At 58.0% G+C, this 3,613-nt stretch carries 2 protein-coding genes and 1 pseudogene; all 3 read left to right on the top strand.

All coding sequences use genetic code 11. The features are described from left to right. A pseudogene (locus D8V06_RS06405) lies at positions 1–505 on the top strand (sodium:proline symporter); the annotation flags it as partial. 350 nt (positions 506–855) lie between these two features. Further along, a complete protein-coding gene (locus D8V06_RS06400; RefSeq protein ID WP_130930642.1) occupies positions 856–2,742 on the top strand; it encodes a type VI secretion system tip protein VgrG in 1,887 nt (628 codons plus the stop codon). Further along, entirely contained in the window at positions 2,732–3,469 is a 738-nt protein-coding gene (locus D8V06_RS06395; RefSeq protein WP_130930641.1) for a DUF4123 domain-containing protein, read from the top strand. The genes D8V06_RS06400 and D8V06_RS06395 overlap by 11 nt, the downstream gene beginning before the upstream one ends. Positions 3,470–3,613: the final 144 nt, after the last annotated feature.

Below are 3,613 nucleotides of genomic sequence, written 5' to 3'. Positions count from 1 at the left end.
CGGTGTACTGCTGTCGGCCATTCTGGCCGCTGTCATGAGCACCCTGAGCTGCCAGCTGCTGGTGTGTTCCAGTGCGCTGACTGAAGACTTCTACAAAACCTTCCTGCGCAAGTCGGCTTCCCAGGTCGAACTGGTCTGGGTCGGTCGCGCCATGGTGTTGCTGGTTGCCCTGGTTGCCATCGCATTGGCTGCCAACCCGGAAAACCGTGTACTGGGTCTGGTGAGCTACGCCTGGGCCGGTTTCGGTGCCGCTTTCGGTCCGGTCGTGCTGATTTCCGTGATCTGGAAAGACATGACCCGCAACGGCGCACTGGCCGGTATCCTGGTTGGCGCAATCACCGTGATCGTGTGGAAGCACTTCGAGTTGCTGGGCCTGTACGAAATCATCCCTGGTTTCATCTTCGCCAGCCTGGCGATTTACTTCGTCAGCAAAATGGGCGCGCCGACTGCCGGCATGCTGCAGCGTTTCGCTGCTGCCGAAAGTGATTTCCGCCTGAACAAGTAATCGGCACGAGCGAAAGCTCTGCGCCAATGGCTTGAACGAAAACGGCCCGCTTCCTTTGGAAGCGGGCCGTTTTTTTGCCTGCACTTTCTAGGTTTTCTGTAGGCGCTGAGCTTGCTCGCGCTGGCGTCAGCACGTTCAACACATATGTTGGCATCCAGACCGCCATCGCGAGCAAGCTCGGTTCCTGCAAGGGGCGCGATGTTCTCGGGGTTGTCTGTAGTCGAATGAAGCGTTTTTTGAGGGGCGATGCTTCAGAAGCGGTAGGGCAAATCTGATTTTCCTGTTTCTTGATCAGGGAGGCTTGATGCTCATGCAGAATCGCCCGCTGTCATTCTGCCGAGACACATCGGATGTTCGCTTCTGCCAATCAACCGCGCTTCACGTTGACCGTCGACGGTGTCCAGAGTGAACTCAAGGTACTTGAGTTCACCGGTAAGGAGGCCATCAGCCAGCCATACCGTTTTGACGTGGAGCTGGTCAGCGAGCGGCCGGACATCGATCTCGAAAACCTTCTGCATCGTCAGGCGTTTCTGGGTTTCGATGCGCAAGGCGCCGGTGTTCATGGTCAAATTTATCGGGTGGGCCAGGGCGATTCCGGTAAACGTCTGACGCGCTACGAGATCAGCCTTGTACCGCGTCTGGCCTACCTCGATCATCGGATCAACCAGCGAATCTTCCAGCACCAAACTGTGCCGGCGATCATCACGCAAATCTTCAAGGATCATGGCATCCTCGGCGATGCCTTCGCGTTTCAGCTCAGTGGCGCCTATCCCGAGCGCGAGTACTGCGTGCAATACGCGGAAAGCGATCTGGCGTTCATCCAGCGGCTGTGTGCCGAACTGGGTATCCACTACCATTTCCAACACAGTTGCGACGGTCACCTGTTGGTGTTTGGCGATGACCAGACAGTTTTTCCACGCTTGCCTGAACCGATACCTTACCGGCCGGGCAGTGGCATGGCGGTGAATGAAGCTGTTATCAAGCGGTTCAATGTTCGTCTGGAAACCCGACCCACCGTGGTGACGCGCCGCGACTACGACTTCCATCAACCACGCCTGGAACTGCAAAGTCGTTCCGACAGTGAGCAGTTGCCGCTGCTTGAGGATTACCGTTTTCCGGGGCAGTTCAATGATCGGGAAATCGGCGGGCGGCTGGCTCAGCGGGCATTGCAGAGCCATCGCGCGGATTACCGTCAGGCGCAAGGCAAGAGTGATCAAGCTGCGTTGATCAGTGGGCATTTCCTGCTACTCGACGAGCATCCGCAGCAGGAGTGGAACAACCTGTGGCTGCTGACTGAAATCGAACACCATGGCTGTCAGCCGCAAGTACTGGAAGAGTCGGCGGGCAGCACGGACAGTTTTCAAGGTTATCGCAATACCTTCCTGGCAACGCCGTGGGACGTTTTTTTCCGCCCGCGAATGCGCACCAAGCCTCAGGTGGCCGGGTATCAAGCCGCTGTGGTGAGTGGGCCGAAAGACAGTGAAATTCATTGCGACGAATTCGGCAGGGTCAAGGTCCGGTTGATGTGGGACCGCTTCGGTCAGTTGGAAGAACATTCCAGTTGCTGGCTGCGGGTGGCCAGCGGTTGGGCGCACGACAGCTACGGCAGTGTGTTGATCCCGCGTGTCGGCATGGAAGTCCTGGTGGGGTTCGTAGATGGCGATGCGGACAAGCCGCTGGTGATGGGTTGCCTGCCCAATGCGATGAACCCGGTGCCGCTGGATCTGCCGGCAGACAAGACTCGCAGTATTTTCCGCTCGCGCAGCAGTCCCGGTGGCGGGGGCTACAACGAATTGCGCATCGAGGATCGCAAAGGGGCCGAGGAAATCCACTTGCGCGCCCAGCGAAACTGGAACCAGCAGGTGTTGCATGACTTGCACGTGCAGGTCGGGCAAAACGAATACCTGCAGGTCACCGGTGACCGGCACATCCGCGTCGGCAGCCAGACCGTCATGGCGAGCGGGCAGTTTCAGGTCAATGCCGTTAGCCAGGTCGTGATTGATGGCGGCACCAACGCCACGATTCAGGCCGGTGGCCACTGGATCAATATCGGTCCTGCGGGAATTTTCAGCAGTGTGCCGATCGAAGTCGGTGGGGCGCCGATGTCGGCTCCCGGTGTATCAAGCGTGGCTGTGCAAGGTGTAGCGCTAAGCATGGCGCAGAGGCTGAGTTTGCAAAGTGCTTCGCCATTTTGCGAAGAGTGCGAACGCTGCAAGGAAGGTGCGTGTGCCGCCTGATTTTCTATTGCCCCTCGACTGGCTCGAACGCCAGCCGCTGCAAGCGTCGCAGCAGTTGTTCGCGATCTTCAGTAACGCCAGTGCCGCCAAACCACTCGAAGCCTGGCGACGATCGATGCCCATCAGCAAGGCGACCCCGATCTGGGCCGATACCGCTTATGTCGAGTGGGAAGCAGTGATGCCCTACGTCGCACATGTCGCGGTGGACAGTGAGTTTGTGCAGTGGGTGGCGACCACAAGGTCTCGCGATTGGGGGTGGCTGGCGGTTTCTTCTGCGAGCCAAGAGGTGCTCGCCGAACACCTGCGCAGTCTCACACAGGTTCTGTTGCCCAATGACAATGCGGTGTTTTTCCGCTTCTGGGATGGGCGTTTTCTGATACCGATCCTGCACAGTACAGAGGTCAATCCTTATGAGCTCCTGCCGGTCATCGGCCGATGCTGGATTAACGGGCACGCTGTCGAGATAGATGGCAATGCGCAGAAAACATCGAAGGTCTTCCCCTGGTGGAAGGTGCCAGATGCGCTGTTGCAACAACTGGCTGCGGATGACGCTACCACCCGGATCAACAACTTGTTGCAATGGTTGAGTGAAGAGCAGCCGGGTATTTTCGAGGTGTTTTCGGAGCGCGTCCTGCGCAGCAAGGCTGCGCATTTCCTTGCGGAAACTGACGTGGCAGCTGCGTCGAAAGCTGATTGGGTGGAGTATTTGCTGGAGGCGTCGAGCTGACGCCAGTCTTCGATACAGCCGGCCACTCAGCCGTGAACCCTGACTTGCAGGCCGGTAAAAGGTAAACTTGCCGGCCTTCGCAGGAGCAACCATGAATTATCGTCACGCCTTCCATGCCGGCAATCACGCCGATGTGTTCAAACA

Origin of the sequence: Pseudomonas sp. Sample_24, assembly GCF_004307605.1 — a bacterium.
In the GTDB taxonomy this organism is placed as follows: Bacteria; Pseudomonadota; Gammaproteobacteria; order Pseudomonadales; family Pseudomonadaceae; genus Aquipseudomonas.
The sequence above is the reverse complement of the archived record's forward strand: the minus strand, read 5'-3'. Positions and strand labels throughout refer to the sequence as shown.